Source organism: Burkholderia sp. Ac-20379 (assembly GCF_017104645.1).
GTDB lineage: Bacteria > Pseudomonadota > Gammaproteobacteria > Burkholderiales > Burkholderiaceae > Burkholderia.
Window position 1 is genome coordinate 1 of the sequence record NZ_JAAGPF010000131.1, and the last position, 19,561, is coordinate 19,561.

Annotated in this window: 16 protein-coding genes and 2 pseudogenes; 12 read left to right on the forward strand and 6 right to left on the reverse strand. The window is 67.0% G+C overall.

The window, feature by feature from the left end; all coding sequences use genetic code 11:
• Positions 1-209 precede the first annotated feature (209 nt).
• Both G3N92_RS17865 and G3N92_RS17870 read left to right on the forward strand, forming a co-directional pair.
• Positions 210-917 (forward strand): hypothetical protein, encoded by a 708-nt coding sequence (locus tag G3N92_RS17865; protein WP_206128866.1) that lies wholly within the window; start codon positions 210-212, stop codon positions 915-917.
• Between the two features lie 157 nt (positions 918-1,074).
• Positions 1,075-2,181, forward strand: a complete 1,107-nt coding sequence (locus G3N92_RS17870; RefSeq protein WP_241014857.1) for a serine protease — start codon at positions 1,075-1,077, stop codon at positions 2,179-2,181.
• Between the two features lie 25 nt (positions 2,182-2,206).
• Here G3N92_RS17870 and G3N92_RS17875 read toward each other — a convergent pair whose 3' ends face one another.
• From G3N92_RS17875 to G3N92_RS17885, 3 genes are read right to left on the reverse strand one after another with little or no spacing between them, the layout of a single operon-like run.
• Positions 2,207-3,382, reverse strand: coding sequence for a phosphotransferase (locus tag G3N92_RS17875; RefSeq protein WP_206128867.1), 1,176 nt, complete (start codon positions 3,380-3,382; stop codon positions 2,207-2,209).
• A gap of 37 nt (positions 3,383-3,419) precedes the next feature.
• Positions 3,420-4,049, reverse strand: a complete 630-nt coding sequence (pnuC, locus tag G3N92_RS17880) for a nicotinamide riboside transporter PnuC (RefSeq protein ID WP_206128868.1) — start codon at positions 4,047-4,049, stop codon at positions 3,420-3,422.
• Positions 4,050-4,075: 26 nt separating this feature from the next.
• The gene (locus tag G3N92_RS17885) at positions 4,076-6,256 is read right to left on the reverse strand and encodes a TonB-dependent siderophore receptor (protein ID WP_241014858.1); all 2,181 of its coding nucleotides are present in this window, start codon (positions 6,254-6,256) and stop codon (positions 4,076-4,078) included.
• Between the two features lie 456 nt (positions 6,257-6,712).
• On the opposite strand from G3N92_RS17885, the gene G3N92_RS17890 reads away from it, so the two are divergent.
• Positions 6,713-7,279: a sigma-70 family RNA polymerase sigma factor gene (locus G3N92_RS17890; RefSeq protein WP_241014859.1), complete on the forward strand. Its 567-nt coding sequence runs from the start codon at positions 6,713-6,715 to the stop codon at positions 7,277-7,279.
• Positions 7,276-8,052, forward strand: coding sequence for an anti-sigma factor (locus G3N92_RS17895; RefSeq protein ID WP_206128870.1), 777 nt, complete (start codon positions 7,276-7,278; stop codon positions 8,050-8,052). Before G3N92_RS17890 ends, G3N92_RS17895 begins: the two co-directional genes overlap by 4 nt.
• 225 nt (positions 8,053-8,277) lie before the next feature.
• Here G3N92_RS17895 and G3N92_RS17900 read toward each other — a convergent pair whose 3' ends face one another.
• Positions 8,278-9,882, reverse strand: coding sequence for a hypothetical protein (locus tag G3N92_RS17900; RefSeq protein WP_206128871.1), 1,605 nt, complete (start codon positions 9,880-9,882; stop codon positions 8,278-8,280).
• 346 nt (positions 9,883-10,228) lie between these two features.
• Here G3N92_RS17900 and G3N92_RS17905 point away from each other — a divergent pair.
• The 8 genes and pseudogenes from G3N92_RS17905 to G3N92_RS17940 form a co-directional block, all read left to right on the forward strand.
• Positions 10,229-10,755 (forward strand): annotated as a pseudogene (locus G3N92_RS17905) (transposase); the annotation flags it as partial.
• 81 nt (positions 10,756-10,836) lie between these two features.
• The gene (locus tag G3N92_RS17910; protein ID WP_206128872.1) at positions 10,837-11,634 is read left to right on the forward strand and encodes a DUF1295 domain-containing protein; all 798 of its coding nucleotides are present in this window, start codon (positions 10,837-10,839) and stop codon (positions 11,632-11,634) included.
• A gap of 25 nt (positions 11,635-11,659) precedes the next feature.
• Complete coding sequence (locus G3N92_RS17915; RefSeq protein WP_206128873.1) at positions 11,660-12,754, forward strand: cyclopropane-fatty-acyl-phospholipid synthase family protein; 1,095 nt, start codon at positions 11,660-11,662, stop codon at positions 12,752-12,754.
• Positions 12,751-13,374 carry a lipocalin family protein gene (locus tag G3N92_RS17920; protein ID WP_206128874.1) on the forward strand — a complete coding sequence of 208 codons (624 nt, stop codon included), beginning with the start codon at positions 12,751-12,753 and terminating at the stop codon, positions 13,372-13,374. Before G3N92_RS17915 ends, G3N92_RS17920 begins: the two co-directional genes overlap by 4 nt.
• A 90-nt stretch (positions 13,375-13,464) precedes the next feature.
• Positions 13,465-14,766: an FAD-dependent oxidoreductase gene (locus G3N92_RS17925; RefSeq protein WP_206128875.1), complete on the forward strand. Its 1,302-nt coding sequence runs from the start codon at positions 13,465-13,467 to the stop codon at positions 14,764-14,766.
• On the forward strand, positions 14,763-15,590 hold the full coding sequence (locus tag G3N92_RS17930) for a DUF1365 domain-containing protein (RefSeq protein WP_206128876.1): 828 nt from the start codon (positions 14,763-14,765) through the stop codon (positions 15,588-15,590). The genes G3N92_RS17925 and G3N92_RS17930 overlap by 4 nt, the downstream gene beginning before the upstream one ends.
• Positions 15,587-16,798 (forward strand): cyclopropane-fatty-acyl-phospholipid synthase family protein, encoded by a 1,212-nt coding sequence (locus G3N92_RS17935; RefSeq protein ID WP_206128877.1) that lies wholly within the window; start codon positions 15,587-15,589, stop codon positions 16,796-16,798. The genes G3N92_RS17930 and G3N92_RS17935 overlap by 4 nt, the downstream gene beginning before the upstream one ends.
• 61 nt (positions 16,799-16,859) lie before the next feature.
• The gene (locus G3N92_RS17940) at positions 16,860-17,372 is read left to right on the forward strand and encodes a chalcone isomerase family protein (protein ID WP_339385772.1); all 513 of its coding nucleotides are present in this window, start codon (positions 16,860-16,862) and stop codon (positions 17,370-17,372) included.
• A gap of 19 nt (positions 17,373-17,391) precedes the next feature.
• Here G3N92_RS17940 and G3N92_RS17945 read toward each other — a convergent pair whose 3' ends face one another.
• The gene (locus G3N92_RS17945; RefSeq protein WP_206128879.1) at positions 17,392-19,395 is read right to left on the reverse strand and encodes an acetyl/propionyl/methylcrotonyl-CoA carboxylase subunit alpha; all 2,004 of its coding nucleotides are present in this window, start codon (positions 19,393-19,395) and stop codon (positions 17,392-17,394) included.
• 42 nt (positions 19,396-19,437) lie between these two features.
• Positions 19,438-19,561, reverse strand: a pseudogene (locus G3N92_RS17950) (enoyl-CoA hydratase/isomerase family protein); the annotation flags it as partial.

Here is a 19,561-nt window from a genome sequence, read left to right on the forward strand (position 1 = left end):
GTAGCGTCAAGGCAACAAGCATCAAGCGGACCACGACCGACTTGCGACCACACCCACTGACCCAGTCCCCTGGCGCCTGGCACGTACCGCCACACCCAAGCGCACGCGCGCACGCCCGGGCACCACGAGGACGCCAAGCAAACCCCACGTGCCACCGCGAGGTCCCCACCCGCGCCGGCACCCCGCCCCCCAGCCCGCATCTGCGCGCGATGGTGGCGGGCCGCTCGCAGGGGCTGGCGATCGCGCAGGCGCCGTCTCCGGCGTCGCGCCGGCCGAATTTCGACGAAATGAAATACGACGGCTCGCGGATCGCCGCGCGCTGGCCGATGGTGGCGCAGTGCCTGGATTGGGCGCGCCAGGCCGGCTACGGCATTCATCCCACCCGCGACACGTCGTGCACGATCCGCAACGCCGTGCCGCGTTACGATCCGCGCACCGGCACCGTCAAATACGAGCCCAAGCCGTTTGCCGGCGTGGGCACGATCCTGCTGAACACGTCGATGATGGAGAACGCGACGCTGGCCGCGCTGACCATCATCCACGAGGTCACGCACGCGCAGCGCGGCCCGCGCGAGCACGCAGCCGACGCCGGCTCGTACCGCCACGAACGGCTGATCGACGAGGGCGAATCGGTGTATCAGACGCTGCGCTTCACCGAGCAGGCCGTGGCCGGCGGCCTGGACCGCGACACGTTCATCCGCGACGCGGCGAAGGCGATGCCGCTGGCCTGCATCCGCGATTGGCACGACGCCTACCGCGAGCATCGCGGCAAGCCGAGCGAGACGCTGTTTCGCAAGCTCGGCGAGATCTACGACCGATACGTGCCGCAATCGGCCGGCTGGGATCAGGCGTTCGAACGCATGGCCGCACGCCTGAAATTTCCGCTCGACCGCGACCGCATCGCCGAAATCGGCTGAGGCCCGCGCGCCCGGCCGCCTCGCCTTCCCGCTTCCGCTTCCGCTTCCGCCCCCCGCCGGGTCACCGACTATAATCGGTGACCCGATCTGCCCGTGTTTCCCGCCGCGCCTTGCCTGACGGATCGCCATCGCATCGTTGCCTCAAGAGGAACCTCAATTGCGCATCGACAGGAAACACAGCGCCACGGCGTGGCGTCACGCGCTCTGGCTGCTCCTCGGCATCGGCGCGGGCGCGTTCGCCCAGCAGCCCGCCGCACCTCAACCGCCCGCTCAAGCCCCTGTCCAACCGGCGTCCCAGCCGGGCACAACCAACGCCGAAAAGGTGTTCGCCACCGTCTCGCCGAAAATCTGGACGGTCAAGGCGGAGCAGCCCCAAGCCAACCAGTTTCTGATCGGCAGCGCGGTGCTGATCGCGCCGAGCCGCTTCATCACGGCCTGCCACGTGGTCGAAAAGGCCATCGACATCAAGCTCACCAACGGCCCCGACACGATCGGCGTGGACGAGGTGCTGCGCGACCCCGACAACCGCCGCGACATGTGCCTGCTGCGCGTGGCGGGCGGCTTCAACCGCCAGCCGGTGCCGATCGCGCCGATCAGCACGTTGCGCGTCGGGCAGCGCGTGTATGTGATCTCGAGCCCGCGCGGGCTGGAGCTGTCTTTGACCGACGGGCTGATTTCCTCGCTGCGTCAGGAGCCGGAGAGCCAGGTGCCGATCATCCAGTCGTCCACGCCCGTGACGAGCGGCTCGAGCGGCGGCGGCCTGTTCGACGAACAGGGCCGGCTGATCGGCGTGGTGCGCTCGGTGGCCACCGCCACCGAGAATTTCGCGTTCTCGTATCCGGCCGAATGGGTCGCGCAACTGCCCGAGCGTTATGCAAAGGAAGTGGCCGCCTGGCAGAACACGATGAAGGGCGTGGGGATTCGGTTCTCGCCCGACGGACAGGTGCTCGGCAGCGGCTTCGCGGCGATCTCGGATCTGAACGCGCTGCCCGTGCCCGCGGCCCAGAAAGCGCCGGTGGCGCTGGCCTACCGGCAATTCCTGCTGCTCGCGCCGCCGCGCGCGTTCGTGTTCACGAGCGACGGCAAGTTCGGCTCGATTTCCACGTCGGCCGAACTGGCGCAGTTCCAGCAGCAATGGCAGCAGGCGAAGGTGACGTACCGCTTCTATGCGGTGGATAACGCCGTGGTGTGGACGGCGCAGCCGCCTCAAGCGCAAGCGCAGCCGCAGCCCGCTGCGCCGCAACCGAAGCCGCCCGCGCAGTGATGCGCGGCGCGCCGGTTGCCGTCGATCAGGCGGCCGGCATGCGCGCGCGCAGCGCGTCGAGCAGCCGCTGGCCGTCCGGCCCGGCGAACCAGCGCGCATGACCGATCAGGTAGCCGCCGTAGGCCGCCTCGGTGCCCACCGGCGACGACAGAATCCCGTTGAAATACTCCACCTCCGACAGCGCGAACTCGGTATGCGCGATCGGCAGCAGCGCGATCAGCGCGCGATACGCGTCGCGCGCGAGCGGCTGCACCGATTCGTAGCCGTCGAGCAGCGCGTCGAGTTGCGCGAATTCGATGCGGCGCGCGTCGGCCGGCGCGAGCCAGTCGACGAGGTTGCGCTCGATCGCCGTGGCGAGATCGAGCACGGCGCAAGTGCGGTCGGTCAGGCCGAAATCGAGCACGCTGGCGACGTCCGCGGCGGCGTCGTCGCCCGTCCACAGCAGGTTCGAGGCGTGCCAGTCGCCGTGGGTCCAGCACGGCGCGAGCGTGTCGAGCAGCGGCGCGAGTTCGCGATGGAACGGGCCGATTTCGCGGATCACGTCGGCGTGCCAGTCGTGGCCGCTGAGCGCGCGTTCGAGGCCCGGCTGCGCGTGCACCCAGGCGTCGAGCGCGCTGCCCAGATCGGGCGAGTACAGCACGCGGAAACTGGTCAGCAATGGGCGCGGCTCCCGCGCGGGCGCGTCGTAACCGGCCGCCGCGCGATGCAGCGTGGCCAGCATGCGCCCGGCCGCCGCCGCGTGGGCCGTGTGGAAGAACGGCTTCCACGACATCACGCCGCGATAGGTGTCCACGCCGGGCGACACGCGGTGCACCTCGTAGGTCCAGTCGCCGCGCGCCACGGCGCTGCGGCCCGCCGCGCCGGTCAGCACCTCGGCCACCGGCACGCCCTGCGCGCGCAGGTGCGCCATGAAGCGGTGCTCCTCCTCCAGCCCGGCCACGTCGCGGATCGCCGCGTGATGGCGCTTGACGAACAGCGCCGCGCCATCGGCCGTGCGGGCCAGCACGGCGGCCGAGAACGGCCGCGGGCTGTGCCACGACAGCCGCGCGAGCGCGCCCGCCTGCGGAAAATCGGCCAGCAGCCCGGCCACTTCGGCGCGCGTGATCAGCGGCCAGTCGCGCTCGGCCGTTTCGCCGTCGACGGTGAACTGGAGCGGCGCGGGCGCGCCGTCTTCCACGGGATCGTGGGGCGAGCCGCTCATGCGCGGCCTCGTCGCGTCGACGATGAACCGATGCGCTTCATCGGCTCGCTTCCGGTTGCGCGAAATGGGCCTCGGCATCGGCGCGCGCCAGCGCCCTCGCCCAGTCGCGCCAGCCGATCGCGGCCAGCACCACGAACAGCGCATACAGCCCGGCCGTCAGATACAGCGCCTTGTAGACGAACATGCCCACGTAGATCACGTCCACCACCAGCCACAACTGCCACGACGCGATATAGCGGCGCGCCGTCCAGTATTGGGCGACGAGGCTGAACGCGGTCAGCGTGGCGTCGACGTACGGCAGCGAGGCGTCGGTCCAGCGCGCCATCGCACTGCCCAGCAGTACGCTGAGCACCACGGCCGCAAGCAGCCCCGGCGCGAGGCGGCGCAAGCCGACATTGCGCTCGGGCAGCACCGGCCGTTCGTTGTTGCCGCTGCCGGGCTGGCCTGTGCCGCGCCGTTGCACGAACCAGCGATACCAGCCATACAGTTGCAGCGCGGCGAATGCGCCTTGCAGCAGCATGTCCGAATAGAGCTTGGCGTCGAGGAAGATCCACGCGTAAAGCGCGACCGACGCCAGCCCGATCGGCCAGCACAGCATGTTGCGCCGCGCCGTCAGCCAGATCGCCAGCGCACTGACGATCACACCGGCAATTTCGAGAGGTGACATGGGCGGTCTCCGGGGGCAGCAGCCGCTCAGAAGTCGTACGTGACCGACATCCGCGCCGTGCGCGGCGCGCCGAGGAACAGGTAGGCGTCGCCCTGCTGCTCGCCGGCGTCGCGCCAGTAATAGCGGTTGAACAGGTTGTCGACCCACAGCCGCGCCGTGACGCGATGGCCGCCGAGCTTGGTGCTGTAGCGCGCGCCCGCGTTCACCACGATCCAGCCCGGCACGCGCGCCGTGCCTTCCTCGTTGGCCGTGCGGCCGGCGCTGTATTCCAGGCCGCCGAGCAGATGGAAGCCCGGCAGGCCCGGCACCGCGTAATCGGCGTTCAGCGTGGCGCGCAGCGGCGGCGTGTTGATGACCTGATGGCCTTCGTAGGCGGGCGAGCCCGAATCGTAGGCGCGCGCGCGGATCGCCGTCAGCGACGCGTTCAGCGCGAGGCGTTCCGTCACCTGGCCCGACGCGCCGAGTTCGATGCCGTCGTGGCGCTCGCGGCCCTGCTGCACGAACGTATAGCCGGCGTCCGACGCATCCGGCTGCGCGAACTGGAACGGCCGGCTGATCGTGAACGCGGCGGCTGTCAGCGTCAGGCGGTTCGCCCAGTCGTATTTCGCGCCCACTTCGTAGGCGTTCGATTCGATCGGCGGCAGGAACGCATAGGCGTTGCTGGCGCGCACCGGCGCCTGATCGCCGAGCGACAGATCCTTGCTGTACGAGCCGTAGAACGTCAGCGGCGCGACCGGCTTGTAGACCAGCGCCAGTTGCGGCAGGAACTTGGTGCGATCGGTGTGGGTGGCGTCGCCGTCCTGGCTCGTCCACGCGCGCTGGCGCAGCAGCACCTGCCGGCCGCCCAGCAGCACCTGCCAGTGATCGCCGAAGCTGATCTTGTCGGACGCGAACAGCGACACCTGCCACGCGTCGAGCTGCGGATACGAGACGCTCGCCTGGTTCTCCGACGGCGGGAACGCCAGATCGGGGCCATAGATGTTGTCCGTGCCCACGTAGTCGTAGACGGCATCCGAGAGCCGCACCACGCGATGCAGCGCACCCACGCCGAACAGCACGTCGTGACGCAGCGCGCCCGTCGTGAACTTGCCCGACACCGCCGCGCGCACTTCGTCGTTGCGGCGGTATTCGCCGGGGCTGCGGTAATCGTAGACGTCGAAATCGCCGTTCTGCGCGAAGAAGAACGGCGAGGTGCCGCCTGCGCCGCAGCTCGGCGAATAGCCGCAGCCGTAGGCGAACGCCACGTTGTCGTCGATCATCGTGCGGCTGCGGCCGCCTGCGATATAGGCGCGCCAGTCGTCGTTGAACGCGTAGTCGAAGCGCGCGTTGAGGTTCAGCGCGTCGGTCGTGACCGGCTTGGCCCACGGCTGCACGCCCAGCAGCTTCGAGGTGGACGCCGCCGCCGGCACCACCGTGCCGCCCAGCAACTGATAGCCCGACACCGAGCGCTGGATCCACTGCTGGAATTCCGCGTTGACCTGCAGGCTCGCGCGCGGCGTGATGTTCCAGTCCGCCGCGATCGAGCCGAACGTGCGGCGGCCGTTCGCGTCGTCCACGTACGAATGGATGTTTTCCTTCGCCGCGTTGATGCGGAAGCCGAACTGATTGTCCGGGCCGAAGCGGCGGCCCAGATCCACCGAGGCCGAGGTCGAGCCGCGGCTGTCCACGCTGCCCGTCACGCTCGACACGTTCTCCGGGCGCTTGCTGACGAAGTTGACCACCCCGCCCGGCGACAGCACGCCGCTGTCGATCGCGGCCAGCCCCTTGAGGATTTCGACGCGTTCCTTGTTGTCCAGCGGCACGTTCTGCTCGCCCGACAGCGCGAGGCCGTCGAGCCGCAGCGCGCTGGCCGGATCGAGCGGGAACCCGCGGATCGTGAAGTTGCCGTAATAGCCCACCGGCGTGTAATCGGCGTTGACCGAGGTGTCGTTGCGCAGCACGTCGGCCACGGTTTTCGCCTGCTGGTCGGCGATCTGCGCGGCCGTCACCACCGTGACCGAGGCCGGTGTGTTGAGGATCGACGCGTCGTCGCGGCCCGTGACCGACGCCGTGCGGGCGCGCCACGATGCATCGGGCCGCCCCGATACGGACACGGCCGGCAGTGCGTGGGTGGCGGTGGCGTCGTCCTTGCCGGCGCGCGTTTCGGAAGCCGGTGCGGGCACGGCCGCCGGCGTGTCGGCGGGGGCGGCCGCGGCATGGGCCGCCATCACGGTCAAACCGAGGCCGAGTTGCCGCTGCAACGTGCGCGGGCGCGGGAGTTTCCGCAGCGCAGCCGCGGGCAATCGTCGAGTCATCTGGAAATCAGCGAATAACAGGGAAAACGCGGGAAACCGGGAAAAACCGCGGTGCGCGCCGGGGCGGCCCGCGTAAAAGGCGTGATCATAGCGCAGCGGCGGGCCGCCGCAGGCTGGCCGATGCGAGCAGGCAACGGTTCGCGTCGCGCCGGTTGCGCAATCGGCTGCATCCTGCCTGCCGGTTCGCTCGTATCTGATTGCAAGCCAGCCAGCCGGCCGGCCCCGGAGCGATGGATGCGCCCCATGACGATCAGACAGACGGCCCGGAGCGGCGCGATATACGGCGGCGCATCGCCGATGCTATATTTAGCGACACTTCAGCTACGACGCAGCGCGGCAGCGCGTTCGCGCGTCAAGATCACGCCCGACATGACCGAGAGTCCCGATGCAGACGAGGCGCGGCGCGCCCAGCTCAACCAAGCCCTGCAACGGGTCGCCCAGGGCGACCAACCGGCCTTCGAGGCGCTGTACCGCCTCAGTGCGTCGCGCATTTTCGCGGTGATCGTGCGGATGGTGCATGACCGCAGCGAGGCCGAGGATCTGCTGCAGGACGTCTACACCACCGCCTGGCGGCGCGCCGACAGCTTCGATCCCGCGCGCGGCAGCGCCATGACCTGGCTGCTCACGCTGGCCCGCAACCGCTGCATCGACCGCCTGCGCCAGCATCGCGAAAGCCCGCTCGACGACGAGCAGGCCGACGCCATCGAAGATGATTCCCCTACCCCTGCCGAACTGGCCGAATCGAGCGAGGCCCGCCGCCGGCTCGAACAGTGCCTGCAGGCGCTCGAAGCCCAGCAGCGCGGCGCGATCCGCGAAGCGTTCTTCACCGGTGCGACCTATGCCGAACTGGCCGAACGCCTGCGCGTGCCGCTCGGCACCATGAAAAGCTGGATCCGCCGCAGTCTCCTGCAACTGAAGCTGTGCCTCGAGCGATGAATACGCCTGCCTTCTCCGACGACGACCTGCGCTGCGCCGAATACGCGCTCGGCGTGCTCGATTCCGATTCGCGCCGGCAGCTCGAGCGCGATGTTCGCAAGGATGCTGCGCTGCGGGCGACGCTCGATGCGTGGCTGGTGCGGCTGGCGCCGCTGGCCGATGAATTGGCGGTGGTTCAGCCGCCCGAGCGGGTGTGGACGCGGATTCGGCGCGATCTTGGGTTTTTGCCTGCTGGGGCGGGTTCGGATTCGGTTGCTGAAGCTGCTGCGCGCGGTGGCTGGTGGAATAGCCTCGATTTGTGGCGCTGGCTGGGGATTGGGGCGAGCGTCGCGGCGTTGGGTTTGCTGGCGGTTAATTTGGGGGTGTTGCGGGAGGTTGCGCCGGGTGGCGCTTCCGCGCCTTCGGGAGCTTCCGGGGCTGCGGTGGAGCCGACCGGGTATCTGGTCGCTACCCTCGCCCGTACCGATGGCGTTGCGCATTGGACGGCGACCGTCGATTTGCGGCGCGGGAATATGGTGGTCGTGCCGGCCGTGCATCCGCAACTGGCCAGTGGGCGGTCGACGGAGCTTTGGCTGATTCCTCATGGTGAAAAGCCGATTGCGCTGGGTGTGTTCCCGGCGGATGCGCCGGCTTCGATGGCGCTGCCGCCGAAGATCGTGGCGCAGCTGGTGACGACGGCGACGTTGGCGGTTTCGGTGGAGCCGGAGGGTGGGTCGGTTACGGGGCAGCCGACGGGGCCGGTGATTGCTAGTGGGGGGTTGCGGGTTTCTTGAGGGGGCTGGGTGGCCAGAAACTTGGTAGAAAGCCCGCTTTTTAGTGCGGGCTTTCTGTTTGCTGATGGCATTCAATTGCAATTACAGGCCAACCGCAGTCGATCACCCGAATCGATCAATAGACCGGGTTTTCGAGAATTTAAAGATCGACTCCAGTCTACTGACGTTGATTCTCGCAATTACGTAATTCACCAATCTCTTGGCATCCGATATCAAGAGTACATATCAACCGACGTTTTCACCCAAGACGACCTCGTTGTCTGTTTGATCTTGCTCAGCCAACGCCGCCGCTCCCGTTTTGCCATCCGAATTGAGCCAAATTCTGCGAAGATCCTCACCTTCAAATATAGGACTTGAGCGCATTTTCTCCTTGGCGGTCGCCTCTGTTAAGTCGATTTCGACAAGGCGTTTTTGCAAGTTCCGCATATATGCATAGCAACCTATATCTATCGCAAATGCTTGATAATTCGAACCAGTTTTTGACTTGTGAGTGAGTGAGCTTGCAACGCGATGAATTATTCGATAATCCATAAGACGATAGAGCAGCAACTTCAAATCATCATCGCTTTGAATTTCGTTCTCCGCCACAAGGAAAACACTGCTTTTCTTTTCAAGGCAAAAACTACGCAGAGCGTATATACCCTTAAGCAGGGTGTCTTGGTCTTGGCCCTCTGAGTCTTGTTTGAGTTCATCAATTCGACGTTCAAAAGTTTCCTTGCTTAGGAAACGAACATCATCCTTGCCAATTTTCCCCGCAGGATCCGCGGTCCTCACTCTATCTAGAACCTCAAGAAAAAATGACATGCAGTCACGCGGGACGCCACCGCCGGCAAGAACGAGTCGGTCAAACCCTTTTCCTTTAAAAAGGGCATCAAAATCGGCGGGAGTCATTCCTGCTAGCTTGCAATATTCTAGAAAAATTCCTCGATTTTGGGAAAGTGTTCGATCAAAGTGCTCGAAAGTAAAATCAATATTTACTGGCTGATAGTCATGCCGCTCTTGAATTCCAATTGGCTGCCCTGCGCGCTCAATATACATCACCGAGTTGTGCCTAAGTGTGGCAATTTTGAACTTAAGTGGAGTATCCTTGCAAAGCCTGTGAATATAATCAGCAACAAAAGGTTGATCGGCGCGATTGAGGTGGTAGAAGTCATCGATCTGTATGTACACTGATCGAAGTTTTTTTGAAATCGAAAAAAAATCGCGAATTTCGTTTTTGTAGCTTGGGAGGTTATGATTTAGTTGTTGTAGTTTATTTTCGTTATGAACATACTTTCGCTCAATATCGCTTGAGCTCTTGAAGAGTCGATCCGAACCCGCACTGATTGAAACTTCTGAAGAATGTGCTTTAGCCCCAGCTTTTACGGAGCCAGTATTCTTATGCTCAGCGTGCTCGCTTGAGGCAGCCTTCACTTCTATCGATTGTTGATCTGGTGCTTGATGAAGATCCGCTAGGCTTGCGCGCACATCTGTAAGAATCGTCTTCAGTTTTTTGCTCTTGCCAAACCATCCTAGGAGATTGCGGTCAAGCTCTCTAAAGGTCGCATCAAGCAATTCGATAAGAACATTCGGAAACGAGTGATGTTTAAAGTCCTCGCAGTTTATGTAAATTGCTCTCGTTTCGTTATCGAGTTGACGTCTTGAATGATGAAGTAGCAAGGTCTTGCCACAACCTCGGCGAGCAAATATGCAATGACTTTGCTTTGCAGTGACATCACTGAGTGTATGGCCGGTACTTATGTAGTTGACTTTGTCATTTCCAATTTGCGTACGCAAATTTTCATTTATTACATTTCTAAGTTTATCGAGATTTTTTTCTTGCGCACTCATACTATCCCCGAAGCGAAAATTTCTATAGGACAAGGTTGATCGATCCGACGCAACAACCCTCCTATTATACGAGGAATAGTTCCATCACTGGAACCCGGCGAACAATAAACGTTTCATAGGATCGCCTGCGGCAGATGCGACCGCGTGCATTCACCACCGGTGGTTCATTTTGTTCGTCAAAGTACTTGAATATCGTCCAAGGTTGCCCCCCCACTTCCTATGCTAGTCCGTCATATGACGTTGCGCAGTGATGTTACGGCGGCCCTAATGGGGGACGTAGGTCGAAAAAATTGGGGCTTGTCCGTAATTTCGTGTTCGATGCATATTCATGTCCCAGGGAGGACGTATGCCTCGCAAACCGAAAGCCAAGCCGGTCGAGTTGCTGACGATTCCTGCCGAGTTGCTTGAGCAGATCGGCAACGGTCCGATGACGGCCGAAGCTATCAAAGCCGCCACGCTGGCGCTCAAGAAGGCGCTGATCGAACGCGCGCTGGGCGGTGGATGAATCACTATCTCGGCTATTCGCCTGGAGCTGCAAGATCGTCAGAGACGAGTAACCAACGCAACGGCAGAGGCGCAAAAACTGTCCTGACCGAAGACGGCCCGATCGGCATCGAGGTGCCTTGCGATCGCGACGGCAGCTTCCATTCGCTGCTCATTCGCAAGCAGGAGCGACGCTTCACTGGCTTCGACGACAAGATCGTCGCGATATACGACGCAAAGCTAGTCCCCGTGGGACGCGCGTAGCATGATCGTGCGCAAAATTCAGGTTTTTCTACTGAAGCAGTACGCTATGGAACTGTCGCCGGCTTCATCAGCTCGGTCATCGACAAAGTCATGGCCGAGGTCACGGCTTGGCAATCCCGCCTGCTTGTCGCTTTTTTCTTCCCTCCCTCGCATCCACCCCCGCCCCCTATCCGTACCTCCCCATGAGCCCCCTCCCTCGGAGCCCTCATGCCCCTCCCCCTAGCCGTCTTGCTGTCAGCCGCAACCCTGATCGCCCTCTTCACCGCCGTCTGGCTCTGGCAACTCCGCAGCCATAACGCCGGCATGATCGACCCCATCTGGGCCTTCGGCCTAGCCTTGGTCGCGATCCTCGCCGCCCTGACCGGCACCGGCGCCCCATCAAACCGCTGGCTGATAGCAATAGGCGGCGGCCTCTGGGGCCTACGCCTGGCCTGGCACCTCTGGCAACGCAACTACGGCCACCCCGAGGATGCCCGTTACCGTCAATTCCGCGACCAATGGGGCGACAAAGCTGCCTCCCGCTTCTTCTGGTTCTTCCAATTACAGGCCGTGGTAGCACTAATACTAGCCATCGCCTTCTTCATCCCCGCCTCACGCCCGGAGCCAATCGCCACCCCCAACACCCTGGCCGCCATTGCAATCTGGCTACTCGCCGTAGCCGGCGAAGGCCTCGCCGACCGCCAACTCGCCCGCTTCGCAGCCAACCCCGCCAACAAAGGCCAGGTCTGCCGCACCGGCCTCTGGCGCTACTCCCGCCACCCGAACTACTTCTTCGAATGCCTGCACTGGTTCGCCTACGCAGCGCTGTCGATCCATCTGCCCTGGGGCTGGCTGACCCTGATCCCCCCGTTCGCGATGGCCTGGCTGCTGATGAAGGTCTCCGGCATCCCGCTGCTCGAAGCCCGGCTGGTGCACACCCGCGCCGGCTACGACGACTACATGCGCACCACCAGCGCCCTGATCCCCTGGCCGCCGCGCCGCTCGCCGCCTGCCGGCCCGCGCTGAGCCCTCAACCGCAAGGAGCCTCACGATGAGCACGACCGTTACCGATCCGACGCCCGCGCCGCAGGCGGCCGAACCCTGGCTGATCCGCTGCTGCGAACGCGGCTGGCTGCCCGACGCGCTGATCCGTGCGGGCATGCGGCAGTTGATGCGCGCCCGCCTGCGCGAAGCGTTCGCGCACGACGGAGAACGCAGCGCCGACGCCCTGCAACGCCTGCTGACCGAACTGCGCGCGAGCCCGATCGCGATCGACACGCAAGCGGCGAACCGCCAGCACTACGAGGTGCCGGACACATTCTTCGAGCAGCACCTGGGGCCGCGTCTCAAATACTCCTGCGGCTACTACCCGCGCGGCACGGAAACGCTCGCGCAGGGCGAGGACGCGATGCTGGCATGCTATGCGGAGCGCGCGGGCCTGGCGGACGGCCAGCGCATCCTCGATCTGGGTTGCGGCTGGGGTTCGCTGTCGCTATGGCTGGCGGAGCGCTATCCGGCGGCCCGCATCGTGGGGCTGTCGAATTCGCACGGCCAGCGCCGCTTCATCGAGCGCCGCGCGGCGGAGCGCGGCCTGACGAACCTGCGCATCGTCACGGGCAACATCGCCGATTTCGATTTCGCGCCGGACGAACGCGGCTTCGACCGCGTGGTGTCGATCGAGATGTTCGAACACATGAAGAACTACGGCGCGCTGCTGGCCAAGATTTCGAGCTGGCTGCACGACGACGGCAAGCTGTTCGTCCATCACTTCGCGCACCGCACGGCGGCCTATCACTTCGATTCGCAGGACGGCACGGACTGGATGTCGCGCCATTTCTTCACGGGCGGCACGATGCCGTCGGCCTCGCTGCTGCTGCATTTCCAGGACGATCTGCGCGTCTCGCGCCAATGGTGGATCGACGGCCGCCATTACGCGCGCACGGCCGAGCAATGGCTGGCCTCGCTCGACGCCGAGCGCGAAGCGGTGATGCCGGTGTTCGAGGGCGTCTACGGGGCGGACGCGGCATTGTGGTTCCAGCGCTGGCGCATGTTCTACATGGCGGTGGCGGAACTGTTCGGCTATGCGCACGGCCGCGAATGGGGCGTGGCGCACTGCCTGCTGGAAAAGCGTCAGGTGCCGCGATGAACCGCGCGCGCCTGCTTCGCCTCGCCCGCGCCGGCGTGCTCGCGGTGGCCGCCGCCGCGCTGCTGCCGGCGCTGTCGGCCTGCTCGGGCGGCCCGCCGAATCCGAACCCGCGCGCCGCCGTGCCGTTGCAGACGGTGCCGGTGGATCTGCCGCGCTACATGGGCCGCTGGTACGTCATCGCGAACATCCCGTATTTCGCGGAGCGCGGCTTCGTGGGCAGCCGCGTGCATTGGGCGCTGCGCGCGGACGGCCGGATCGACGACGGTTTCGCGGGCCGCAAGGGCAGCTTCGACGCGCCGGAAACCACGCACGCCTTCGTGGATACGGTGCGGCCGGACAGCGGCGGCGGCGCCTGGCGCGTGCGGCTGTTCTGGCCGATCTACGTGAGCCAGTTGACGCTCTATGTGGATCCCGATTACCGCTACACGATCCTCGGCTATCCGGGCAAATCGCTGGGCTGGATCCTCGCACGCGAGCCGCAGATGGACGCGGCCACCTACCAATCGCTGCTGGCGCGGCTCGACACGATGGGCTACGACACGGCGCGCTTCCGCAAGGTCGCGCAAACGCCCGAGCAGATCGGCCAGCCGGGCTTCGCGCGGCCGGACGGCAAGGATTGATCGCAGGCGGCTGCATCCGCGGGGGCGGCTCGTCCGTATCTGTCCCTGTCGCCCCCCGAGTTCGTCACAGGAATCAGGAGCAGGAACGCCATGGATCAACATGCCGCCGCGCGGCGGCCCGGACAACGTATCGCCGTGGTCGGCGCCGGCATCGCCGGGCTGGCCAGCGCCTATCTGCTCGCCCGCCGTCACAACGTGACGCTGTTCGAGGCGGCGGGCTACGCGGGCGGCCATACGAATACGGTCGACGTCGAACTGGACGGCCAGCGCCATCCGGTCGACACCGGCTTTCTGGTGTTCAACGACCGCACCTACCCGAACCTGATCGCACTGTTCGACGAGCTGGGCGTGCAGGCGCACCGCACGGACATGTCGTTCTCGGTGTCGCTCGACGGCGGCCGGCTCGAATGGGCGGGCACGAACCTGAACACGGTGTTCGCGCAGCGCCAGAACCTGCTGTCGCCGGCGTTTCTCGGCATGTTGCGCGACATCCTGCGCTTCAACGCGTCGGCGCTGGCGCAGCTCGATCTGGCGCTGCGCACGCGCTGCTCGGTGGGCGAACTGCTGGCCGAGGGCCGCTACGGCGCGCCGTTCCAGCGCCATTACCTGCTGCCGATGGCGGCGGCGATCTGGTCGAGCGAGGCGGACGACGTGCTGCGCTTCCCGGCCGCCACGTTCCTGCGCTTCTGCCTCAATCACGCGCTGTTGCAGGTCAACAATCGGCCGCCGTGGCGGACGGTGGCCGGCGGCGGGCGCGAATACGTGAAGCGCATCGTCGCCACGCTCAACGACGTGCGCCTGAACACGCCGGTGCGGGCCGTGCGCCGCGAACCGGACGGCGTGACGGTGGCCACCGACGCGGGCGGCAACGAGCGCTTCGACGCCGTGGTGCTGGCCAGCCACGCGCCCGCCAGCCTGCGCCTGCTGGTGGATGCCGACAAGGCCGAACACGACGTGCTAGGCGCGGTGCGCTACCGCCGCAATCTCGCCGTGCTGCACACCGATGCGCGGCTGCTGCCGCGCCGGCGCAGCGTGTGGTCGGCGTGGAATTACCTCGGGCGGCCAGGCGCGAACGGCGGCCCGCAGGAAACCTGCGTCAGCTATCTGATCAACCAGTTGCAGCCGCTGCCGTTCAAGCAGCCGGTGATCGTCACGCTGAACCCGTTCGCGCAACCCGACGAACGCAGCGTGCTCGGCCAGTATCACTACGAGCATCCGCTGCTCGATCAGGCCGCGATCGACGCGCAGCAGCGCCTGCCCGAGCTGCAAGGCTGCCGCCACACGTGGTACGCGGGCGCCTGGACGGGCTACGGTTTTCACGAGGACGGCCTGAAATCGGCATTGCAGGTGGCCGCCGCGTTCGACGTGCTGCCGGACTGGGCGCAGCCATGACCGACCCGGCCCGCGCTCCCGCGCAGTTCCTGACCGGCCGCGTCATGCACGAGCGCCTGCGCCCGGCGCGGCATCGTTTCGACTATCCGGTGCTGTATCTCGGCTGCGACGTGGCCCGCCTCGCGGACATCGGGCGGCGCTGGTTCGGCGTGGACCGGCGCGCGCCGCTCGCCATCGCCACGCGCGATTTCGGCCCGCGCGACGGCCAGCCGCTCGCGCCGTGGATGCGCGCCCGGCTCGACGAGGCCGGCATTCCGGCCGACGGCGAGATTCGGCTCGTCAGCATGCCGCGCGTGTTCGGCCGGGCGTTCAACCCGGTCGGTTTCTGGCTTTGCCACGACCGCTCGGGTGCGCTGCGCGCGCTGTACGCCGACGTGCGCAACACGTTCGGCGGCCATCACGGCTATCTGCTGAGCGCGCCGGGCCATGCGCCGATCGAAGCGGCCACCGAGCTCGTCTGCCGCAAGGCGTTCCACGTCTCGCCGTTCTGCGAGGTGACGGGCCGCTACGTGTTCCGCGTGCGCGAGCACGGCGACCGGCTGGCCGTCGCGATCGATTACCACGACGATCAGGGCCTGCTGTTGCGCACGGCGCTGACGCTGCGCGCGCAGCCATTCACCGGCCAACAGGCATGGCGGGCGCTGGCGCGCCAGCCGTTCGACATCGTCGGCGTGCTGTTTCGTATCCATTGGCAGGCGCTGCGGCTGTGGCTCAAGCGCGTGCCGTTCCACGGCGCGCAGCCGCCCTCGCGGCCCTCGCCGCCCTTGATCGACTCCACATCATCCACCCCTTCCACGCTTCACGACCGGGAGACCTCGTCATGACCCTGCTGCGATCGTTCTCCACGCCTGCCGCGGCGGGGCTGTCCGTGCGGCTCTTTTTCGGCTTGCTGCGGCGCGCGCGCGTCGGCCATCTGACGCTGTCGACGCCCGAAGGCGCGCAGTACGTGTTCGGCGATCCGCACCGGGGGCCCAGCGCCGTGCTGCGTCTGCTCGACTGGCGCGCCTGCCGCGCGATCCTGCGCTCGGGCGACATCGGTTTCGCCGAGGCCTATCGCGCGGGCTGGCTCGATTCGCCCGATTTCACGGCGCTGCTGCGGCTGGCGATGCGCAACGAATCGGCCGTCTCGCGCACGGTGCACGGCGGGCGGCTCGCGCGGCTCTGGTACAACCTGCGGCACCGGCTGCGGCCGAACACGCGCGCGGGCAGCCGGCGCAACATCCACGCGCATTACGACATCGGCAACCCGTTCTACGCGCTGTGGCTCGACGACACCTGGACGTATTCGGCGGCCTGCTTCGACGGCGACCCGGCACGCTCGCTGGCCGACGCGCAGCACGCGAAATATCAGCGCATCGTCGACACGCTCGGGCTGCGGCCCGGCATGCGCGTGCTGGAGATCGGCTGCGGCTGGGGCGGCTTCGCGCTGCATGCGGCGCGGCTCGGCATTGCGGTGCGCGGCGTGACGATCTCGCCGAGCCAGCAGGCGCTGGCCGCCGAGCGGATTCAGGCGGCGGGCCTCGACGGCCTCGCCAGCGCCGAGCTGTGCGATTACCGCGATTTCGACGGGCATTACGACGCGATCGTTTCGATCGAGATGTTCGAGGCGGTGGGCGAAGCGTTCTGGCCCGGCTACTTCGCGACACTGCGCGCGCGCCTCGCGCCGGGCGGCCGCGCGCTGGTGCAGACCATCACGATCGACGAGGCATGTTTCGCGGCCTATCGCGCGTCGAGCGATTTCATCCGCGAGTTCGTGTTTCCGGGCGGCATGTTGCCGAGCCCGGAGCGGTTCGTCCGCGCGGCGCAGCGCGGCGGCCTGCGTGCCACGGCCACGCTGAGCTTCGGCCAGGATTACGCGCACACGCTGCAGCTGTGGCGGCAGGCGTTCGAAGCGCGGCTGGAGGCGGTGCGCGCGCTCGGCTACGACGAAACGTTCATTCGCACCTGGCGGCTGTATCTGGCGTATTGCGAGGCCGGGTTTGCCGAGGCGCGCACGGGCGTCATGCACTTCCTGATCGAACGGGACGGCTGAGATGCAGGCCCGGGTGCGGGTGCCAGGAACGGCGGCGGCGCGCGGCCTGATCGGCCTGGCGATCGCGGCCGGTGCGGCTTGCGCGTTCGCCAGCGCGGGTGCGGGCGTGCCGGCCGATTGCCGCAACGACGTGCCGTCGGCCCGCCTGATCGGCTCGGGCGAATTCTGCGTGCTGGGTTTTTGCCTGTACGACGCGGCGTTGTGGGCGAGCCGCGCGCCAACCGGCGACGACGTGCCGTTCGCGCTCGCGCTGACCTACCGGCGCACGATCCGCGCCGAACGGCTGGTGGAGGTGGGCATGGACGAGATCCGCCGCCTCGCGCCCGCGCCGTTGCCCGAGGCCACGCTCGCGGCGTGGCGGGCCGACATGCGCCGCGCGTTCCAGGATGTCGGCCCCGGCGACAGCCTGTGCGGCGTCTACCTGCCCGGGCACGGTGCGCGCTTCTACGCGAACGACACGCTGAAGGCCGACATCGACGATCCGGCATTCGCGGCCGCGTTCTTCGGCATCTGGCTCGATCCGAAGACGCGGGCCGAGCGCCTGCGCCGGAAGTTGCTCGGCGGGCAGCCCTGACGCCTACGCCCGCCCGCGCTCAGGCCGCCGAGGCGTCGAGCCGGATCAACTGCGCGCCGTCGGCCACCTGATCGCCCACGGCGTACAGCACCTCGGCCACCACGCCCGCGTTCGGCGCGCCGATCGTGTGCTCCATCTTCATCGCCTCCATCACGAGCAGCGGCGCGCCGGCTTCCACGGCCTGCCCCGGCTCGACCAGCACCGCGATCACCTTGCCCGGCATCGGCGCGGTCAGCCGGCCGCCGCCGTGCTCGGTGTCGCCGGCGTGGGCCAGCGGATTGGCCCAGTCGAACGTTTCGGCGCTGCCTTGTGCGAACACGTGGAACGCATCGCCCTCCGCCACCACGCGGCCGGCGCCGCGCTGCGTGCCGATCGTCACGACGAAATCGAGCGGCGTCGCGCCGCGCGACCACGCGAACGGCAGCGGGCCGGCGTCGCCCACCGCGAGCGTCGCGTCGGTTGCGCCTTGCGCGTACTCGACGCGCAGCGCGCTTTCGCGTTCGCGCAACTGCCAGCCGAGCGTGCGGCGGTATGCGCCGTTGAGCCGCCAGTTGCCGAGCGCGGCCCACGGCGAGCCAGGCCCTTCGGCTGGCGCGTCGTCGCGCGCCAGCAACGCCGCGCAAGCCAGCGCGACGGCCACCGGCGACAGCGGCTGCGGCGCGAACAGCGCGTCGTGATGGCGCTCGATCAGGCCCGTATCGAGATCGCCGGTGGCGAACGGCTCGCTGGCCACGATCCGCTGCAGGAACGCCGCGTTGGTCGACAGCCCCACCGCCTCGCAATCGCGCAGCGCGCGCGCCATGCGCTTCAGCGCTTCCTCGCGGTCCGCGCCGTGCACGATCAGCTTGGCGATCATCGGATCGTAGAACGGCGTGATCGCGTCGCCCTCGCGCACGCCGCTGTCCACGCGCACGGGTGCGCCGATCGAGAATTCCACGCCGTCCGGCAGCCGCAGGTGGCGCAGCGTGCCGGTGGACGGCAGGAAGCCGCGCGCCGGGCTCTCGGCATACAGGCGCGCCTCGATCGCATGGCCGCTGACCCGCAACTGCGCCTGACCGAGCGGCAACGGCTCGCCCGAAGCGGCCCGCAGTTGCCATTCGACCAGATCGAGCCCGCTGACCATCTCGGTCACCGGATGCTCGACCTGCAGCCGCGTGTTCATCTCCATGAAGTAGAACTGCTCGCCGGTGACGATGAATTCGACGGTACCCGCGCCCACGTAGCCGACGGCGCGCGCGGCGGCCACGGCAGCCTCGCCCATCGCGCGGCGTTGCGCATCGGGCAGGCCCGGCGCGGGCGCTTCCTCGAGCACCTTCTGGTGACGGCGCTGCACCGAGCAATCGCGGTCGAACAGGTAGACGGTGTTGCCGAGCGTGTCGCCGAACACCTGTACCTCGACGTGACGCGGGCGTTGCAGGTATTTCTCGATCAGCACGCGATCGTTGCCGAAGCTGCTGGCCGCCTCGCGCTGGCACGAGGCGAGCGCGGCCGGGAAATCGGCCGAGCGCTCCACCACCCGCATGCCCTTGCCGCCGCCGCCCGCGCTGGCCTTCAGCAGCACGGGGTAGCCGATCGCGTCGGCCTCGCGGTGCAGCAGCGCGGGATCCTGGTCGTCGCCGTGATAGCCGGGCACGAGCGGCACGCCGGCGCGCTGCATCAGCGCCTTGGCGGCGGCCTTCGAGCCCATCGCGGCGATCGCGTTCACGGGCGGCCCGATGAACACCAGCCCGGCGGCGGCGCAGGCTTGCGCGAACGCCTCGTTCTCGGACAGGAAGCCATAGCCGGGGTGCACCGCCTGCGCGCCGGTGGCGAGCGCGGCGGCCACGATGCGCTCGCCGCGCAGGTAGCTGTCGGCGGCGGCCGCGCCGCCGATCGGCACGGCTTCGTCGCAGGCGGCGACGTGTTTGGCGTTCGCGTCGGCGTCCGAATAGACGGCGACGCTCGCAATGCCCATCCGGCGGCAGGTCGCGGCCACGCGGCACGCGATTTCGCCGCGATTGGCGATCAGGATCTTGTCGAACATGATGGTCGGGAGTCGGTTGTCGGGTTCAGACGGAACGGCCCGTCAGGCGCGCCAGGCCGGCGTGCGCTTGTCGAGGAACGCGGCGATGCCCTCGCGCGCCTCGGCGCCGGCGCGCGTCGCGGCGATCCGGTCGGCGGTGTCGTCGATCAGCGCGGCGTCGAGCGCG

Excerpts from the sequence above, each read along its gene's own strand:
- G3N92_RS17910 (WP_206128872.1), top strand. The coding sequence starts at position 10,837 with ATGCCCCTCCCCCTAGCCGTCTTGCTGTCAGCCGCAACCCTGATCGCC.
- G3N92_RS17890 (WP_241014859.1), top strand. The coding sequence starts at position 6,713 with ATGACCGAGAGTCCCGATGCAGACGAGGCGCGGCGCGCCCAGCTCAAC.
- G3N92_RS17935 (WP_206128877.1), top strand. The coding sequence starts at position 15,587 with ATGACCCTGCTGCGATCGTTCTCCACGCCTGCCGCGGCGGGGCTGTCC.
- G3N92_RS17925 (WP_206128875.1), top strand. The coding sequence starts at position 13,465 with ATGGATCAACATGCCGCCGCGCGGCGGCCCGGACAACGTATCGCCGTG.
- G3N92_RS17865 (WP_206128866.1), top strand. The coding sequence starts at position 210 with ATGGTGGCGGGCCGCTCGCAGGGGCTGGCGATCGCGCAGGCGCCGTCT.
- G3N92_RS17930 (WP_206128876.1), top strand. The coding sequence starts at position 14,763 with ATGACCGACCCGGCCCGCGCTCCCGCGCAGTTCCTGACCGGCCGCGTC.
- G3N92_RS17875 (WP_206128867.1), bottom strand. The coding sequence starts at position 3,382 with ATGAGCGGCTCGCCCCACGATCCCGTGGAAGACGGCGCGCCCGCGCCG.
- G3N92_RS17945 (WP_206128879.1), bottom strand. The coding sequence starts at position 19,395 with ATGTTCGACAAGATCCTGATCGCCAATCGCGGCGAAATCGCGTGCCGC.
- pnuC (WP_206128868.1), bottom strand. The coding sequence starts at position 4,049 with ATGTCACCTCTCGAAATTGCCGGTGTGATCGTCAGTGCGCTGGCGATC.
- G3N92_RS17920 (WP_206128874.1), top strand. The coding sequence starts at position 12,751 with ATGAACCGCGCGCGCCTGCTTCGCCTCGCCCGCGCCGGCGTGCTCGCG.
- G3N92_RS17895 (WP_206128870.1), top strand. The coding sequence starts at position 7,276 with ATGAATACGCCTGCCTTCTCCGACGACGACCTGCGCTGCGCCGAATAC.
- G3N92_RS17915 (WP_206128873.1), top strand. The coding sequence starts at position 11,660 with ATGAGCACGACCGTTACCGATCCGACGCCCGCGCCGCAGGCGGCCGAA.
- G3N92_RS17900 (WP_206128871.1), bottom strand. The coding sequence starts at position 9,882 with ATGAGTGCGCAAGAAAAAAATCTCGATAAACTTAGAAATGTAATAAAT.
- G3N92_RS17885 (WP_241014858.1), bottom strand. The coding sequence starts at position 6,256 with ATGGCGGCCCATGCCGCGGCCGCCCCCGCCGACACGCCGGCGGCCGTG.